Source organism: Marinimicrobium koreense, from assembly GCF_003762925.1.
Taxonomy (GTDB): domain Bacteria; phylum Pseudomonadota; class Gammaproteobacteria; order Pseudomonadales; family Cellvibrionaceae; genus Marinimicrobium; species Marinimicrobium koreense.
Genome location: NZ_RJUK01000001.1, coordinates 1,992,632 through 2,008,711 on the forward strand (window position 1 = coordinate 1,992,632; position 16,080 = coordinate 2,008,711).

Sequence of the window (16,080 nt, forward strand, 5' to 3'; positions counted from 1 at the left end):
CATGCCCACGAAAAAGAAGTCCGTGGACTTTGAACAGTCACTGAGCGACCTGGAAGCGCTGGTGAACCAAATGGAGCAAGGCGAGCTCTCTCTGGAAGAATCCCTGAAAGCCTTTGAGCGCGGGATTCAGTTGACCCGGGATTGCCAGGAGCGCCTGAGCGCGGCGGAACAGCAGGTTCAGGTACTGATGGAACAGCAGGGTCAGATCAGCGTTCAGCCGATGACGCCCGGCGGCGAGGATGACGGTGAATGAGCACCGACTTCGACGCCTTCGCCGGCCCGTGGCGTGAACGCTTCAACCGGGGTTTGACCCGATTTCTCCCGCAACCCGATGCTCAGCGCCCACAGCTGGCCGAAGCCATGGCCTACAGCCTGGCCAATGGCGGCAAGCGGGTCCGCCCCATGCTGGTCTACAGCACGGGCGCGGCGCTGCGCTACGAACCCGACCAGGCCCTGGATACGGTCGCGGTTGCCCTGGAATGCTTACACGCGTACAGCCTCATTCATGACGATTTGCCCGCCATGGACGATGATGACCTGCGCCGCGGCCAGCCCAGCTGCCACATTGCCTTCGACGAGGCGACGGCCATTCTGGCCGGAGATGCCCTGCAGACGCTCGCCTTTGAGGTGCTCGCCCGGTGCGACCGCCTGTCGGCGGAGCAGCGCGTGGCGCTGATTGCCGACCTGGCTCAGGCCGCCGGCGCACAGGGGATGGTACTGGGTCAGGCCATCGATCTCGGCGCCGTTCACCAAAGCCCGGACATCGCCCAACTGGAGCGCATGCACCAACACAAAACTGGCGCCCTGATTCGCGCCAGTGTCGCCATGGCGGCCCGCGCCTGCGGCGCCTCGACCGGTGAACGCGAGGCCCTGAGCGACTACGCCGGCGCCATCGGCCTGGCCTTTCAGGTGCAGGACGATATTCTGGATGTCATCGCCGATACCAGCACGCTGGGCAAGCCCCAGGGAGCCGACAACGCGCGGGACAAGCCCACCTATGTGTCCCTGCTCGGGCTCGACGGCGCACAATCCAAAGCCCGGGAACTGCTCACTCAGGCCCTCGACAGCCTGAGCGGGTTCGACGACAGCGCCACAGCGCTGCGCAGCCTCGCGCATTACATTATTGAGCGCGGGCACTGACGCCCCGCTAGGCAGACGGGCTTCTGGCCCCTACAATGGCCCCTTTCCAATAACGACGTGACTCATGTTTGACGAAATTCCCACAGACCGCCCGGAAACGCCCCTGCTCGACCAGATTGACTCGCCAGAGCAACTGCGGGCGCTGAATGAGCGGGACCTGGAGCCGCTGGCCGAGGAGCTGCGCGCCTACCTGCTGTACAGCGTGGGACAGAGCGGTGGACACTTTGGCGCCGGACTGGGGGTCGTGGAGCTGACAGTGGCCCTGCACTACGTCTATCACACCCCGGATGACCGCCTGGTATGGGACGTGGGCCACCAGACCTATCCCCACAAAATCCTCACCGGCCGCCGCGAACGCATGAGCAGTATTCGTCAGGGGGGCGGCCTGTCCGGCTTTCCCAAGCGGGGCGAAAGCGAATACGATACTTTCGGGGTGGGCCATTCAAGCACGTCCCTCAGCGCCGCCCAGGGCATGGCTCTGGCCAGTGCCATGACCGGTAGCGAGCGCAAGTGTGCCGCCATTATCGGCGACGGCGCCATGACCGCCGGAATGGCGTTCGAGGCGCTCAACCACATTGCCCACACGGACACCGACCTGCTGGTCATCCTGAACGACAACAACATGTCGATCTCCCCCAATGTGGGTGGGCTGGCCACCTACCTGTCCAAGGTATGGGGCAGCAAGTTCTACAACTCCCTGCGCGAAGGAAGTAAACAGGTACTCACCAAGATTCCCTCCGCCTGGGAGTTCGCCCGGCGCACCGAAGAACACTTCAAGGGCTTCATGTCCCCGGGCACCCTGTTTGAGGAAATGGGCTTCAACTACGTCGGCCCCATCGATGGCCATGACCTGGGCAGCCTGGTGCGCTACCTGCGCAATCTTCGCGAAGTCAAAGGCCCCAAGCTGCTGCACATCATCACCCGCAAGGGCAAAGGGTTTGGCCCGGCGGAGGACGACCCCGTGGGCTACCATGCGCTGAACAAGCTGGAGCCCAAACCGGCCCCCCGCAAACCCAGCGGCCCCAAGTACCAGAAGGTGTTTGGCGACTGGCTGTGCGATATGGCAGCGCGGGATGAGCGGTTGATTGGTATTACCCCCGCCATGTGTGAGGGCTCCGGCATGGTGGATTTCGCCCAGCGTTTCCCGGAGCGCTTCTACGATGTGGCCATTGCCGAGCAACACGCCGTCACATTGGCCGCTGGACTCGCCTGTGAGGGCCAGAAGCCGGTGGTCGCCATTTACTCCACCTTCCTCCAGCGCGCCTACGATCAACTGATCCACGATGTGGCACTACAGAACCTGGACGTCACCTTCGCCATCGACCGGGCCGGACTGGTCGGCGAAGACGGGCCCACCCACGGCGGCTCCTTTGATCTGACCTACCTGCGCTGCATTCCCAATATGGTGATCGCCGCCCCCAGCGACGAAAACGAGTGTCGCCAACTGCTGTACACCGCCTGGAAACATGAGGGACCGGCGGCGGTACGCTACCCACGAGGCACCGGCCCGGGAACGGATATTGAGCAGGCGATGAACGAACTGCCCATCGGTCAGGGACGGGAGCTGCGCCAGGGGCGCGAGGTGGTCATTCTGAACTTTGGCGCTTCACTCGCCACAGCCCTCACCGTGGCGGAGCGGATCGACGCCAGCGTCTGTGACATGCGCTTTGTCAAACCCCTGGATACCGCTCTGATTGAGCGCATGGCCGAGAGTCACACCCTGATTGTCACGGTTGAGGAAAACGCCATCGCCGGCGGCGCCGGCAGTGCGGTGGGAGAGCACCTTGCCAGCCGGGCTATCGCGACCCCCTGGCTGCCCCTCGGGTTTCGCGACGAGTTCGCCGAACACGACAGTCAGAAAAAACAGCTGGCCAGCCAGGGCCTGGACGCGGACGGGATTGAGAGGGCTATCCGTAACCACCTCGGACATTAACCCGCCTCTGGTGAGCATTCAAAATCTGAATACTCGAAAGCCCTACCATTCACTTTTCGACTAATAATGGACTTGTTTAGTCCAGAAAATCTTTCTATCCTGACTGTAATCGGTTACAAGAATTTTGAAGTGACATTCAGTAAGCGCGGCCACTCGCGCCTGAAAGCCGAATAAGAAACTTGAACTCCGTCTGCGAACGAGCCAAGACAACTTCTATTTATTGGCCTCAAAACAAACGACGCAAGACCTTCGACCTCAATTAAACAAACCATCCATAGCTCAAACCAGGAGGACCATATAGCCCAAAATGTAACCGGTTACTTTTAATCAAAACTGATAATAATGAGGACTCAAGAATGACTGCATTCACTCGAACCATCGCAACCACCCTGCTGACACTGGCGGCGCTGTCAGTCCAAGCCGACCTGTCTGTCTCAGGCACACAGTTACTCGACGGAAACGGCAACGCCTTTGTAATGCGTGGCGTCAATGTGCCTCACGCCTGGTTCAGCGGACAAACCGATCAGTCTTTGCAGGATATTGCCACCCTCGGGGCCAATACCGTGAGGATCGTACTGAGCAATGGCGCCCAGTGGAACCGTACCCCGGCCTCTGAAGTGGCCAGTATCATAAGCCGGGCCAAATCAGAAGAGCTTATTACGGTGCTGGAGGTCCACGACACAACCGGCTACGGTGAAGCGGGCAGCGCGGCGACAGTGTCCCAAGCGGTCGATTACTGGCTGGACATTCAGAACGTTCTGCAGGGTGAAGAGGACTATGTGATCATCAATATCGCCAACGAACCCTTCGGCAACGGACCATCGGCGAGTGACTGGGTCAGCGCTCACACCCAGGCGATCAGCCGACTGCGCAATGCCGGCCTGAATCATACCCTGATGGTCGACGCCGCCAACTGGGGGCAGGACTGGCAGGGCATTATGCGCGACAACGCGCAGCAGGTTCTGGCCAGCGACCCTCAAAGTAACGTCATATTCAGCGTTCACATGTATGAAGTGTATGACAGTGACAACGCCGTCAACAGCTACCTGTCCAGCTTCAACAATCAGGGCCTCGCTCTGGTCATAGGCGAGTTTGCTGCCGATCACTACGGAAGCTACGTCGCCGCCGATGCCATCATGGCACGGGCCGAGCAGTACGGTTATGGCTACCTGGGTTGGTCCTGGTCCGGAAACAGCTCCGACCTGTCCTCTCTGGATATTGTCAACAATTTCAACGGCAGCAGCCTGACCAGCTGGGGCAATCAGCTGTTTTATGCCACCAATGGCATCGCCAATACGAGCAACTCCGCCAGCATCTTTGGTGGCAGCAGTGGTGACGGCAACAGCTGTGGCACTGCCTCCAATGGCTACCCCTATTGCTGTGACTCCAGCTCTGATACCGGCGGCGGCTGGGGATGGGAAAACGGAGAGAGCTGTGTCATGCCCGATGGCGGCTCCTCAGGCTCGGGCCCCAGCACCTGCAACTGGTACGGAAGCATTTACCCGGTTTGCCAGAACCAGAGCACTGGCTGGGGATGGGAAAATGACCAGAGCTGCATAGGCCAGAGCACCTGCGATAACCAATAACCCACCGGCGGTCCGCATCATGCGGGCCGCGCCCCCTGGCAATAAAGTCACAAAGACCGTAAGGTACAGAGCTGGTTATCTGAACAACGGTCCTGTCATGATGCACGCCCCTAAACTCGAACCTTCTCCGGTGACTGAATGGCACAATGTCACCCCAAAGCAGTTTATCACCGAGATCGCACCCCGATTCGAACCGGCGATTCTGCGCGGTTATACCCAGGACTGGCCCGCTGTCACTCACGCCCTCAAGTCGCAACAGGCGTTGCGCGAGTATCTTGTCGGCTTCAGCCGGGGCGAGCCGATCGAGCTGTTTTTGGGCGCACCCGAGATTGGAGGACGCTTTTCCTACGACGAGCACCTGCAGGGCTTCAATTTTGTTCGTCGTAAAGATCACTTTGAAACCGCCCTGCAGCGCCTCCAGCGCATGGAAGACGATGCCAATCCGCCGGCGTTTTATATCGGTGCCACCGCCATCCCACACACCCTGCCGGGACTGGAGCGTGACAACACCATGAACCTGGTGGACGAGCGGGTTCCCCCCAATATCTGGATTGGCAATCGCACCACCATCCCCACCCATTATGATGTTTCGGACAACCTCGCCTGCGTCGTGGCCGGGCGACGGCGCTTTACCCTGTTTCCGCCCGAACAGGTCCGCAACCTGTACGTCGGCCCCATCGACTTTACCCCCGCTGGTCAGCCCATCAGTCTGGTAGACCCCTACCAGCCGGACCTTGAGCGCTTCCCGAAGTTTGCCGAGGCCATGCCCACGGCGCGCGTCGCCGAACTTGAGCCCGGTGATGTGCTCTACATTCCGTCCCTGTGGTGGCACCAGGTGGAATCTCTGGCGAGGTTCAATGTGCTGATCAATTATTGGTGGGAGACCGGCGTACCAAACACCGGCTCACCCTTTGAGGCTCTGGTGCACGGTCTGTTGACGGTTCGTCAATTGCCGTTGGAAAAACGCCGGGCCTGGCAGACGTTTTTCGATCACTACCTGTTCAGCGAAACCGACCCGGCGGAGCACTTATCACCGGAACAACGACGGGCGTTGGGGGAAATGACGCCGGAGCTGGCTGACTACCTGAAGGGCTTTTTGCGCAACGCCCTGGACCGGCGCTGATCACGCTCCCAAAAAAGAAAGGGGCCCTCGAAGGGCCCCTTTCTATTCAGCGTCAAACGCTCTGATCTGCGATCCGATCAGGCACCACCGGTACCCGGCTCACCCCGATCCAGTTTGACGGCACGGTAGCCACCGCGCTTGCGATCGTAGATGAACATGCCGGCGAAGAAGGCAGCCACGATCAACGCAATAGGCGCAACCCAACGGAACGCCATACGGCCACCGTAGTTGTCGGCCGGACGCAACACCGCACCCGCTTCAGCCTGCAGATCGGCAGCCGCCGGAATGCCCGAGTCCAGCAAGGCACGCAGGGCATTACCGGTCAGAGGGCCGTTGAGTTCACCATCAGCGCGATAGTCCGACAGCGCGATCTCGTTCCGCTCGATCACGGTCTCGACGTCAGCGGGCAGATAGCCGAGCTCGGAGAGTGCGTCCAGATCGCCCGAGGCCTGCTCGGCGCGCTCCAGATACAGCGGGAAGGTTTCTTCCACCTCTTCAAGAATGGCGACTGTGCGCTGCTCATCCAGTGCCTCGGGCATATAGCGGTCGGCGACCACGCCCATCTGACCCTGCAGCGTACCGGAGACCCCCATACCCGCACCGATCATCAGCACGATACCGACCGAGCCGGCCTTGGGGAAACGCTCGCTCATCAAGCCCACCATGGTGGGGAAGAAGAAGGCCACACCAAAGGCAAACACGGTAGCGGCGAACAGCAGCTTGACCATACCGGTTTCAAAGATCGAGAACAGGATCAGACCGGTGCCGGTCAGAATCGCGGCGCAGAACAGCATGCCGGTCGGCGCCAGGCGCTCAACCACCGGGCCGGCGAACAGGCGCAGAACCGCCATCAAACCGGTCAACCAGGCAAATACCAACATGCCGTGCATGCCCGCATTTTCCAGTACATCCGGAATCCAACGCATGGGGCCCAGCTCCAGCGAGAGGGTGATCATCTTGATGACGATCAGCAGCAGCACGATGGGGTGGGTGATGGTATAGAGCAGCACTTCCTTGACCGGCACACCGGCTTCGGCGGTTTCGGTCTTGGGGAACTTGAGCGGCAGCAGCATGGCGCCGTAGATGAAAATCGGGATGTACATGACGCCGATGTGAACGGTCCAGTGGCCCAGGTCGATGGCACCAAGATCACCGATCTGCGACATGAAGAAACCCAACAGAGCACCAACCACCATACCGCCGGGGAAAAAGGCGTGGAAGTGGTTGAGCTTGACCGTTTTGCGCTCCGGGTACAGCGCCGCCGTCATTGGGTTACCGGTGGCCTCAATCAGGCCATTGCCAATCCCCATGACGATCGCGCCCAGGAACAGGACCCAATAACCGCTCGGCGAGCCGGATACGAAGTAGGCCGACAGCACCAGACTGACACCGATCAGGTGACTGAAAAACGCCCCTGTCGCCGCGACCCGCAGGCCGATTTTTTCCAGAAAGGGTGCAACAAAAATCAGGGAGAGTGCCATCCCCCACAGCACGGCGCCGCCGATCATACCGATATCGGCGTTGGTCAGAATAAACTCGGTTTTCAACTGACCGAGAATACCGCCCACCAGGGCGAAGGAAAACGCGGTGGGGAACAGGGCAATACACGCCCCGACAAATAACCGCTTACGATTGATGCCATTGGCATCGACAGTGGCTGTACTCATAACTCACATCCTCATTATTTTTATCAACGCACCCGCCAGCGGTTGCCGGCGGGTGCGTGACCGTTTCGGGCACTATCGCCCGTCTTTGGTTACTGCTTTACAGAACGTCAGGAAACCAGCGGCGTCCAGCGGCCATCGGCCTCGGACGAGTTCAGCACCGCTTCAATAAACCGCATGCCCAGCACACCGGTTTCAATACCGGGTATCCAGGATTCGATCGGGTGCTGTTCGCCCTTGCGCTTGGCCACCAGAACATCGGCCACGTCGGTGTAGAGCGTAGCAAACGCCTCCAGGTAGCCCTCCGGGTGCCCAAACGGAATGCGAATACCGCGGGTCGCAATATCACTGTCGATATTGTCGTCCCGACGGGTAATCCGCTGGTGATGTCCGGCCAGCGGCGTCAGCCAGAGCTCATTGGGTTTTTCCTGAGCCCACTCCAGCCCCGCTTTGTCACCAAAGATGCGGATCTTCAGACCATTCTCACAACCGGGCGCGATCTGACTGGTCCAGAGCATGCCTTTGGCACCGCCTTTGAAGCGCATCATAGCGTGGACGTTATCGTCCACCGCCCGACCCGGAACAAAGGCGGTGAGGTCCGCACTGACCGAATCCAGCTCAAGCTGAGAAATAAAGGTGGCCAACTGGAAGGCGTGGGTGCCGATGTCGCCCAGGCAGCCCGCTTTACCGGAACGCTTGGGATCCGTGCGCCAGGCCGCCTGCTTGTTGTCTTCCTCCGGAGCCTGGGTCAACCACTCCTGGGGGTATTCCACCTGCACCAGGCGAACCTGACCCAAATCGCCCCGCTCGACCATTTCGCGGGCGTAGCGCACCAGCGGGTAGGCACTGTAGTTGTGGGTCAGCGCAAAGAACGCATCGCTCTTGGCGCAGATCTGCTCCAGCTCCAGAGCTTCTTCCAGCGTGCGGGTGACCGGCTTGTCGCAGATCACGTTGATGCCGGCTTCCAGGGCGGCCTTGGCCACCGGGAAGTGCATGTGGTTGGGCGTGACAATGGCCACCGCCTCAATCCCGTCCTCACGCTTGGCCTCAGCGGCGAACATCTCCTCGTAGGAGGCGTAGGAACGATCTGGCGCAATGTGCAGCTCATCGGCGGAGGCTTTGGCCACGTCCGGCTTGGAGGACAGGGCCCCGGCGACCAGTTCATAGCGATCATCAATGCGCGCGGCAATACGGTGAACACCGCCAATAAAGGCGCCCTGTCCACCACCGACCATGCCTAGGCGAACTCGTGCATCAGCCATTACTTACCTCCCAAACCCAGAATGCGGCGGTTACTTTCTTCATCGGCGTCTCCTCCTGCAAAATCGTCAAAAGCCTTCTCCGTTACACGGATGATATGGTCATTGACGAATTTCACGCCTTCTTCCGCCCCTGCTTCGGGATGTTTCAGCGCGCACTCCCACTCAATCACGGCCCAACCGTCGAAACCGTTGGCGGTCAGAATCGAGAAGATGCGCTTGAAGTCGGTCTGCCCATCGCCCAGCGAACGGAAGCGACCGGCACGCTCGACCCAACCCTCGTAACCGCCATAAACGCCCTGTCGGGCGCTGGGATTGAACTCGGCGTCCTTGACGTGAAACATTTTGATGCGATCAATGTAGCGCTCGAGGAAACCGATATAGTCGAGATTCTGCAGGACCAGGTGGCTGGGATCGTACAGAATGTTGGCGCGCGGGTGGTTGTCCACTTCCTTCAGGAAGCGTTCGAAGGTAGCGCCATCGTGCAGGTCTTCACCCGGGTGAATTTCGTAGCACAGGTCCACACCCGCCTCGTCAAAGGCGTCCAGAATCGGCAGCCAGCGCTTGGCCAGCTCTTTGAAACCGGTGTCCACCAGGCCCGCCGGGCGCTGGGGCCAGGGGTACATGAAGGGCCACAACAGGGCGCCGGAGAAGGTGCCGTGGGTTTTCAGACCCAGGTTCTTGCTGGCCTTGGCCGCCAGCATCAGCTGGTTGACCGCCCACTTCTGGCGCTCATCGGGCTTGCCGTGCAGCTCCGGCGGAGCAAAGCCATCAAACATCTCGTCGTACACCGGGTGTACAGCTACCAACTGACCCTGCAGGTGGGTCGACAGGTCGGTAAGCTCCAGGCCGTAGCGCGCCAGGGTATCTTTCACTTCCTGGCAGTAATCGAGACTCTCCGCGGCCTTTTCGAGATCGAACAGGCGCTTGTCCCAGGACGGAATCTGGATGCCTTTGAAGCCCAGGCCACCGGCCCACTTGGATACGTTTTCCAGGCTGTTGAACGGCGCTTCGTCGCCGGCGAACTGGGCCAGGAATAGCGCGGGCCCTTTCATCGTCTTCATTATTGTCTCCCCCATCGGTTTGGTGGATTATCAACCGGGTACCGGCAAACCACTTCTCGCGAAGCGGGACCGAGCCAGTACCCACAATAGATTGCCGTGTCGTCATCGCTTCACGACAGCGCTGTCAGCAAATGCGGTTGGGCGATTATGGCATCACCGGCGCCATATCTCTACCGCGGAACCCGAGCTGCGCCCGTAAAGATACGATAATAAACGGGTTAATGTCGATTCGACCACTAAAGAGCGAGTTTTTCAACAGAGAATTACTTTTTATATAGTAAAACCCGGAAATAAAGGGTTGCGGCGGGACGAGCAAAGGGGGCAGGAAGTACGGAAGTGCTATATGTGTCGGGTTACGCGCTGCACGCTAACCCGACCTACGGGTGGGTCGCGTAGGGCGGATAAGCCGAAGGCGCATCCGCCGTTACCCCAACCTCTCACGGGTTAGCGCGCAGCGCTTAACCCGACACAGGTTTCAGCATCAGATTTTCATATCACCAAAGAAGTTCTTCATACCGTCAAACCAGCTGCTCTGCCGGGGCGAGTTCTTTCCGCCTTTCATGGTGGCCTGAAACTCCTTCAGCAGCTCTTTTTGCTTGCCGGTCAGATCCACCGGCGTCTCGACCACGACACGACACATCAGGTCGCCACGGGCACCGCCGCGCACCGGGGTCACCCCCTTGCTCCGCAGCCGGAACAACTTGCCGGTCTGGGTTTCAGCGGGCACCTTGAGCTTCACCCGACCATCGAGGGTGGGCACTTCCAGCTCTCCACCGAGCGCCGCATCGACAAAATCCACGGGGACTTCGCAGTACAGATCGGCCCCGTCGCGCTGGAAAATCTCGTGCGGTTTGACGTGCACTTCGACGTACAGATCGCCCGCTGGACCACCTTCGGCCCCGGCTTCGCCCTCACCGGACAGGCGGATGCGGTCTCCCGTATCGACACCGGCGGGCACCTTGACCGACAGTTTCTTGGTCTGCTCGACCCGGCCCTGACCGTGACAGCTGCCGCAGGGGTCGGTGATTATACTGCCCTTGCCACGACAGGTCGGACAGGCCTGCTGCACCGAGAAAAAGCCCTGCTGCATACGCACCTGGCCGATGCCGCCACAGGTGGTACAGGTTTTGGGCGAGGTGCCCTTTTTGGCGCCGCTGCCATCACAGGTGTCACAGGCCACCAGGGTCGGCACCTTGATCTGGACATTGGTGCCTCTGACGGCATCCTCCAGACTCAACTCAAGGTTATAGCGCAGGTCGGCGCCTCGACTCGGGCCGCCGCGGCCGCGACCACCCCCGCCAAAAATATCGCCGAACACATCGCCGAAAATATCACTGAAGCTGCCGAAACCACCGGCTCCGGCGCCACCGCCCATGCCGGCACTCTGGTCGACACCGGCATGGCCAAATTGATCGTAGGCAGAACGCTTCTGCGCGTCGGACAGGACCTCGTAGGCCTCACTCGCCTCTTTGAACTTGTTCTCCGCCTCTTCGTCCCCCGGATTGCGGTCCGGGTGATGCTTCATCGCCACTCGACGATAGGCTTTTTTCAAATCAGCGGCGGACACGTCCCGGGAGACGCCCAGCACTTCGTAATAGTCGCGTTTTGCCATGCTACAGTCGCTTTTTGGTCAGTTACTACAGACACAACAAATGCGGGCATGCCCGCATTTGTTGCTACCGTCTTTCAAGGATTGGAGAAGCGGAATTACTTCTTCTCGTCATCCTTCACTTCTTCGAACTCGGCATCCACGGCGCCGTCGTCGTCTTTCGGAGCCTCCTGCTGGTCCGCACCAGCTTCCGCGCCGCCTTGGCCCTGCTGCTCGGCATAGAGCTTCTGCGCCAGAGAGCTGGAGGCTTCGGTCAGCTTGTTGGTCGCCGCTTCCATCGCGTCCTTGTCTTCGCCCTTGACGGCTTCTTCAGCCTCGGCGATCGCCGCCTCAATGGCCGACTTCTCTTCGTCAGTCGCCTTGTCACCGGCGTCTTTCAGGGTTTTCTGGGTGGCGTGAATCAGCCCTTCCAGCGTGTTGCGCGCGGTGACGGTCTCGGCAAACTTCTTGTCCGCTTCCGCATTGGCTTCGGCGTCTTTCACCATCTTCTCGATCTCGTCATCCGACAGACCGGAAGAGGCCTTGATCACGATGGACTGCTCTTTGCCAGTGGCCTTGTCTTTGGCGCTCACGTTCAAGATACCGTTGGCATCCAGATCAAAGGTCACTTCAATTTGCGGAACACCCCGGGTTGCCGGCGGAATGTCAGCCAGGTCAAAACGACCCAGCGACTTGTTCTGCGCCGCCTGCTTGCGCTCGCCCTGAACCACATGAATGGTCACAGCCGTCTGGTTGTCTTCGGCGGTTGAGAAGATCTGCGATTTCTTGGTCGGAATCGTGGTGTTTTTCTCAATCAGCGGCGTGGCCACACCGCCCATGGTTTCAATACCCAGGGTCAGCGGCGTCACGTCGAGCAGCAGCACGTCTTTCACGTCACCGGCCAGTACCGCACCCTGAATGGCCGCGCCGACCGCTACCGCTTCGTCCGGGTTCACATCTTTGCGCGGATCCTTACCGAAGAAGTCGGCCACCGCTTTCTGCACCATCGGCATACGGGTCTGGCCACCGACCAGAATTACATCGCTGATGTCGCTGACGGATACGCCGGCGTCTTTGATGGCCATCTTCACCGGCTCGAGTGAGCGGGTGACCAGCTCTTCCACCAGAGATTCAAGCTTGGCCCGGGTGAGCTTCACTACCAGGTGCTTGGGACCGGTGTTGTCGGCGGTAATGTACGGCAGGTTCACTTCGGTCTGCTGGCTGGAAGACAGCTCAATCTTGGCTTTCTCGGCCGCCTCTTTCAGGCGCTGCAGGGCCAGCGGATCATTGTGCAGATCAATGCCCTGCTCTTTCTTGAACTCATCGGCCAGGTAGTCGATCAGGCGCAGGTCAAAGTCCTCACCACCGAGGAAGGTGTCACCGTTGGTGGACAGCACTTCAAACTGGTGTTCGCCATCCACGTCGGCGATCTCGATGATGGAGATATCAAAGGTACCGCCACCGAGGTCGTATACCGCGATGGTGCGGTCGCCCTTCTGCTGGTCCATACCATAGGCCAGCGCCGCCGCAGTCGGCTCGTTGATGATGCGCTTCACGTCCAGGCCAGCAATCTTGCCGGCGTCTTTGGTCGCCTGACGCTGGGAGTCGTTGAAGTAGGCCGGAACGGTAATCACCGCTTCGGTGACCTTCTCGCCCAGGTAATCCTCGGCGGTTTTCTTCATCTTCTTCAGCACTTCAGCGGAAATCTGCGGCGGTGCTTTCTTTTCGTCCTTCACTTCAACCCAGGCGTCACCATTATCGGCGGCGACGATCTTGTAAGGCACCATTTTGATGTCTTTCTGAACCACATCATCCTTGAACTTGCGGCCGATCAGGCGCTTGACCGCATACAGGGTGTTGTGGGGGTTGGTCACGGCCTGGCGCTTGGCGCTCTGGCCAACGAGGATTTCGCCATCATTGGTAAAGGCCACGATGGACGGGGTTGTGCGATCACCCTCGGCGTTTTCGATTACCTTGGGCTTGCCGCCTTCCATTACGGATACACAGGAGTTGGTGGTACCCAGGTCAATACCGATGATCTTACTCATGAAAATCTCCTAAAGATGTTCTGTCGAAACGCGAAAGATCAGCTCGCGCGCCTCGGTGTGTGTCTGCGGCTCCGACCCCGGAGTCCGCTTTCGCAATCAGTTACTTCCTATATTGGCCCTGTTCGATACTTTTCAAGGCCTTTATGCCGGCAATTTAAGGCTGCCGGCGATCCATCACGCATCCGCCGCCTTGGACACCACCACCATCGCCGGACGGACCAGGCGACCGTGCAGGGTATAACCCTTCTGGAACACGTCGATCACGGTGTTGGGCTCGACATCGGGGTTGGCCACCATGGTCATGGCCTGATGCAGTTCCGGATCAAAGGGTTCGCCCTGCGGATTGACGGGCACCACCTGGTGCTTGGCCAACACATCGATAAACGACTTGTGCGTCAGTTGAATACCCTCGACCACCGCCTTCAGCTCGGGATTGTCGGTATCCATGGTCGAGAGCGCCCGCTCCAGGTTGTCCACCACCGGCAAGAGGTCCTGCAGCAGCTTCTCCTGGCCGAACTTGTGTGCCTTCTCGACATCCTGCTCGGCCCGACGACGGGCATTCTGGGCTTCGGCCTGGGAGCGCAGCACCTGTTCTTTGGCCGAGTCCATAGCGGCGCTCAGGGATTCCACCTTGGCCTGCAGGGCCTCGACAGACGCCTCCTCAGCCCCCTCATCCTGAGCGGCATGGGTGTCGGCATCGGCCGACCCGGTTTCTGCCGCCACCTCTTCATACTCTTGAGCGTCGCGATTTTCTTCGTTAGCCACACTGATCTCCGTTGTCATTTACCTTGGCAGCCGGGAGCTGCAGAATAAGAACGTGGAGCCTATATGGGGCTTTGGCGGAAGGATTCAAGGGGCCCAAACAGGGCCCGATAAGATTTTCCTGCTGGCCCTCTGGCCGAACCCTGTGTTTTACTGTATAAAAACACAGATTATTTTCTCTCGCTCCGTGAGGGTCACCATGCTTACGCATCTCAGCATTCGCCATTTCACCCTGGTAGACCAGCTGGATCTGGATCTCAGGCCCGGCATGACCGCCATCACCGGGGAAACCGGTGCCGGTAAATCCATCGTTCTGGACGCGCTCGGACAGACGCTGGGCGACCGGGCGGACGGACAGCGGGTCCGGGCCGGGGCCCGCAAGGCGGATATCCACGCCACCTTCGATACCCAGCGGATACCGGCTGCCCGCCAGTGGCTGGAAGCCCAGGAGCTTCTCCAGGAAGACGCCCCCAGTGAGTGCCTGCTGCGACGGGTGATTACCGCCGAGGGCCGCTCCAAGGCCTTTATCAACGGCCACCCAGTCACTCTGCAGCAACTGAGAACCCTCGGGGAGATGCTGATCGATATCCACAGTCAGCACGAGCATCAGTCCCTACTGCGCAAAGAAACCCACCGGCACCTGCTGGATGAATACGCCGGCCAGAGCGAGCTGGCGGGAAAGGTGCGCCAGGCGTACCGACACTGGCAGACTTGCAAGCGCGACTTTGAAGCCCTGCGCGATAACGCCGAAGAGGTCAGCGCCCGCTATCAGCTATTGAGCTATCAGGTGCAGGAGTTGGAGCAACTGGACCTGAAAGAGGGCGAGCTGGACGAGCTGGAAGCGGAGCAGCGCAGTCTCGCCCACGCTGAGGATATATTGCGTGCCAGCCACGAACTGTCGGCCCTGTGCGGCGATGATGACCAGGGGTTGAGTGTCCTGATGCACCGGGCCTTGCACCTGCTGCGGGACATGCCCGAGAAGTCCGCCGCCCTGCAGGAGGCGGAACAGCTGCTCACCAGCGCCCAGATTCAGGTCGACGAGGCCCAGCGTGAGGTGGAGCATCATATCGATGGTTTCAATCTCGACCCGGAGCGGCTACGCGAGGTCGAGGAGCGCTTGAGCGCGATTTATGACGTCGCCCGCAAGCACCGTATCGGGCCCGAACAGTTGCCCCAGCTGTTCGCTGACCTGGGCGATGAGTTGGCTCAGCTTCAGGGCGGCGACGAGCGGCTCGATGAGCTGGAGCAGCAGATGCAGGCCGCCGAAGCCGACTATCGCAAGGCCGCCAGTTCCCTGTCCAAAGCCCGGCAGAGCGCCAGCAGCAAACTGGCCAAAGCGGTCAATCAGCAGCTGAGTGATCTGGCCATGCCAAATGCCCGCCTGGAGGTCAGTCTGGCGCCGCTGGAGGACAAGCCCGGCCCTCAGGGTCTGGAAGAGGTGGAGTTCATCATCAGCACCAACCCGGGTCAGCCGGCCCGCTCGCTGAACAAAGTCGCCTCCGGCGGCGAACTGTCTCGGGTCAGCCTGGCCATTCAGGTGGTAACCGCCCGCACCTCGGCCATTCCGACACTGGTGTTCGACGAAGTGGATGTCGGTATCGGGGGGGCGACCGGGGATGTGGTGGGTCGCCTGCTACGGCAACTCGGCGAGGGCGGTCAGGTGCTCTGCGTCACCCACCTGGCGCAGGTAGCCAGCAAGAGCCACCAGCACCTCCAGGTCACCAAGACTGCGAAAAAGCAGTCGGCGGAGTCCACGCTGGTGACTCTGGAAGGAGAGCAGAAAATCGAAGAGATTGCCCGCATGCTGGGCGGCATGAAGGTGACCGAACAGTCGTTGGCTCACGCCAGGGAGATGGTGACCGAGGGAGCGGCCTGAGAGGACCGGAACAGGCGGCACCACATGGGTGCCGCCA

General features: G+C 60.1%; 12 protein-coding genes. 6 read left to right on the forward strand and 6 right to left on the reverse strand.

The genetic code is table 11. The features are described 5' to 3' along the window. Position 1: 1 nt before the first annotated feature. From EDC38_RS08715 to EDC38_RS08735, 5 genes are all read left to right on the forward strand, one after another. Positions 2-253: an exodeoxyribonuclease VII small subunit gene (locus tag EDC38_RS08715; protein WP_024461118.1), complete on the forward strand. Its 252-nt coding sequence runs from the start codon at positions 2-4 to the stop codon at positions 251-253. After that, positions 250-1,140 carry a (2E,6E)-farnesyl diphosphate synthase gene (ispA, locus tag EDC38_RS08720; RefSeq protein WP_123638166.1) on the forward strand — a complete coding sequence of 297 codons (891 nt, stop codon included), beginning with the start codon at positions 250-252 and terminating at the stop codon, positions 1,138-1,140. The genes EDC38_RS08715 and ispA overlap by 4 nt, the downstream gene beginning before the upstream one ends. A 64-nt stretch (positions 1,141-1,204) precedes the next feature. Next, a complete protein-coding gene (gene dxs, locus EDC38_RS08725; RefSeq protein WP_123638167.1) occupies positions 1,205-3,073 on the forward strand; it encodes a 1-deoxy-D-xylulose-5-phosphate synthase in 1,869 nt (622 codons plus the stop codon). A 356-nt stretch (positions 3,074-3,429) separates the two neighbouring features. Beyond that, on the forward strand, positions 3,430-4,659 hold the full coding sequence (locus tag EDC38_RS08730; protein ID WP_123638168.1) for a cellulase family glycosylhydrolase: 1,230 nt from the start codon (positions 3,430-3,432) through the stop codon (positions 4,657-4,659). A gap of 97 nt (positions 4,660-4,756) precedes the next feature. Then, positions 4,757-5,782, forward strand: a complete 1,026-nt coding sequence (locus tag EDC38_RS08735; RefSeq protein ID WP_211331058.1) for a cupin-like domain-containing protein — start codon at positions 4,757-4,759, stop codon at positions 5,780-5,782. 77 nt (positions 5,783-5,859) lie between these two features. Here EDC38_RS08735 and EDC38_RS08740 read toward each other — a convergent pair whose 3' ends face one another. The 6 genes from EDC38_RS08740 to grpE all read right to left on the reverse strand — a co-directional run bounded on the left by EDC38_RS08740 (position 5,860) and on the right by grpE (position 14,170). Then, positions 5,860-7,449 (reverse strand): MFS transporter, encoded by a 1,590-nt coding sequence (locus EDC38_RS08740; RefSeq protein ID WP_123638169.1) that lies wholly within the window; start codon positions 7,447-7,449, stop codon positions 5,860-5,862. A 107-nt stretch (positions 7,450-7,556) separates the two neighbouring features. Then, positions 7,557-8,708, reverse strand: a complete 1,152-nt coding sequence (locus tag EDC38_RS08745) for a Gfo/Idh/MocA family protein (protein ID WP_123638170.1) — start codon at positions 8,706-8,708, stop codon at positions 7,557-7,559. Continuing rightward, positions 8,708-9,769: a sugar phosphate isomerase/epimerase family protein gene (locus EDC38_RS08750; RefSeq protein ID WP_123638171.1), complete on the reverse strand. Its 1,062-nt coding sequence runs from the start codon at positions 9,767-9,769 to the stop codon at positions 8,708-8,710. The genes EDC38_RS08745 and EDC38_RS08750 overlap by 1 nt, the downstream gene beginning before the upstream one ends. 481 nt (positions 9,770-10,250) lie before the next feature. Then, positions 10,251-11,381, reverse strand: a complete 1,131-nt coding sequence (gene dnaJ / locus EDC38_RS08755; RefSeq protein ID WP_123638172.1) for a molecular chaperone DnaJ — start codon at positions 11,379-11,381, stop codon at positions 10,251-10,253. Positions 11,382-11,476: 95 nt separating this feature from the next. Beyond that, a complete protein-coding gene (gene dnaK, locus EDC38_RS08760; RefSeq protein WP_123638173.1) occupies positions 11,477-13,405 on the reverse strand; it encodes a molecular chaperone DnaK in 1,929 nt (642 codons plus the stop codon). Between the two features lie 174 nt (positions 13,406-13,579). Beyond that, a complete protein-coding gene (gene grpE, locus EDC38_RS08765) occupies positions 13,580-14,170 on the reverse strand; it encodes a nucleotide exchange factor GrpE (protein ID WP_281273517.1) in 591 nt (196 codons plus the stop codon). A 196-nt stretch (positions 14,171-14,366) separates the two neighbouring features. On the opposite strand from grpE, the gene recN reads away from it, so the two are divergent. Then, on the forward strand, positions 14,367-16,043 hold the full coding sequence (gene recN, locus EDC38_RS08770; protein WP_123638175.1) for a DNA repair protein RecN: 1,677 nt from the start codon (positions 14,367-14,369) through the stop codon (positions 16,041-16,043). Positions 16,044-16,080: the final 37 nt, after the last annotated feature.

Bases quoted from the DNA above. Each gene is read 5' to 3' on its own strand.
- EDC38_RS08750 (WP_123638171.1), bottom strand. From the start codon at position 9,769: ATGAAGACGATGAAAGGGCCCGCGCTATTCCTGGCCCAGTTCGCCGGC.
- dnaJ (WP_123638172.1), bottom strand. From the start codon at position 11,381: ATGGCAAAACGCGACTATTACGAAGTGCTGGGCGTCTCCCGGGACGTG.
- EDC38_RS08745 (WP_123638170.1), bottom strand. From the start codon at position 8,708: ATGGCTGATGCACGAGTTCGCCTAGGCATGGTCGGTGGTGGACAGGGC.
- dnaK (WP_123638173.1), bottom strand. From the start codon at position 13,405: ATGAGTAAGATCATCGGTATTGACCTGGGTACCACCAACTCCTGTGTA.
- ispA (WP_123638166.1), top strand. From the start codon at position 250: ATGAGCACCGACTTCGACGCCTTCGCCGGCCCGTGGCGTGAACGCTTC.
- dxs (WP_123638167.1), top strand. From the start codon at position 1,205: ATGTTTGACGAAATTCCCACAGACCGCCCGGAAACGCCCCTGCTCGAC.
- EDC38_RS08715 (WP_024461118.1), top strand. From the start codon at position 2: ATGCCCACGAAAAAGAAGTCCGTGGACTTTGAACAGTCACTGAGCGAC.
- EDC38_RS08740 (WP_123638169.1), bottom strand. From the start codon at position 7,449: ATGAGTACAGCCACTGTCGATGCCAATGGCATCAATCGTAAGCGGTTA.
- EDC38_RS08735 (WP_211331058.1), top strand. From the start codon at position 4,757: ATGATGCACGCCCCTAAACTCGAACCTTCTCCGGTGACTGAATGGCAC.
- recN (WP_123638175.1), top strand. From the start codon at position 14,367: ATGCTTACGCATCTCAGCATTCGCCATTTCACCCTGGTAGACCAGCTG.
- EDC38_RS08730 (WP_123638168.1), top strand. From the start codon at position 3,430: ATGACTGCATTCACTCGAACCATCGCAACCACCCTGCTGACACTGGCG.